Annotated in this window: 2 protein-coding genes; both read left to right on the forward strand. The window is 65.2% G+C overall.

Going from position 1 to position 910, the window contains the following annotated elements; translation table 11 throughout:
* Window positions 1-140 precede the first annotated feature (140 nt).
* The gene (locus tag AX685_RS09055; protein WP_066487738.1) at window positions 141-416 is read left to right on the forward strand and encodes a BufA1 family periplasmic bufferin-type metallophore; all 276 of its coding nucleotides are present in this window, start codon (window positions 141-143) and stop codon (window positions 414-416) included.
* Window positions 417-474: 58 nt separating this feature from the next.
* A partial coding sequence (locus AX685_RS09060) for a DoxX family protein (RefSeq protein ID WP_066487740.1) occupies window positions 475-910 on the forward strand: 436 nt, incomplete at its 3' end.

A 910-nucleotide genomic window follows, 5' to 3' on the forward strand; every position in this document is an offset into this window, starting at 1 on the left:
ACCGAGGTCATCAATGCCGAAAAGCTCTTGCGCCGCGGAGGTCGTCCACACATGGGGCCCCGCCTCCTTCCCCGTCACCGCGCGACCCGGCTTCTCTCTGCCGGGTCGCGTGACGAGGCGACCCATCGAAAGGATCCTGTATGTCCGCCACCCCCGCCGCACTTGCCGCCACCATCGCCATCGCCGCCGCATCGCTCGCGGTTCCCGCCAGCGCGCAGCAGAAGCCGGCGATGGAGAAATGCTATGGCGTCTCGCTCGCGGGCAAGAACGACTGCGCCGCCGGCGCAGGCACGAGCTGCGCGGGCACGTCGAAGGTCGATTATCAGGGCAACGCCTGGAAGCTGGTGAAGGCCGGCACCTGCACCGCGATCAAGACGCCCAAGGGCAAAGGTTCGCTGACCCCGATCAAGGCCTGAACGGCACGGGACCGGTGCGCTGCGGCGTGCCGGTCCTCTCCTTGTTGGAGGGACGACCATGCACGCCGTCAAATTCTATCGAAGCGGCACGGCCGCCTTGCGAAGCGTGTTACCGGACGCGTTGCTGCTGCTGATCGCGCGACTGGCGATCGCCGCCATCTTCTTCCTGTCAGGGCGAACGAAGGTCGAGGGCCTGCTGACGATTACCGACGGCACCTATGAGCTGTTCCGTAGCGAATATGCGCTGCCGATCGTGTCGCCGGAGGTCGCCGCGATCGCGGCGACAGGTGCCGAGCATCTGTTTCCGATCCTGCTGGTCCTCGGCCTCGGCACCCGATTCGCCGCGCTGGCACTGATCGGAATGACGCTGGTCATCCAGCTTTTCGTCTATCCAGACGCTTGGCCGACGCATCTGACCTGGCTGGCGATCCTTCTGCCATGTCAATCGGCGTCCAAAAAGGACCCCCTATCGGCGTCCAAAAGGGACCCCGTTT

The sequence above is a fragment of the Sphingomonas sp. CCH9-F2 genome (genome assembly GCF_001556735.1).
Lineage (GTDB): Bacteria > Pseudomonadota > Alphaproteobacteria > Sphingomonadales > Sphingomonadaceae > Sphingomonas > Sphingomonas ginsenosidimutans.

Coding starts and splice junctions, on each gene's coding strand:
- AX685_RS09055 (WP_066487738.1), top strand. CDS start 141: ATGTCCGCCACCCCCGCCGCACTTGCCGCCACCATCGCCATCGCCGCC.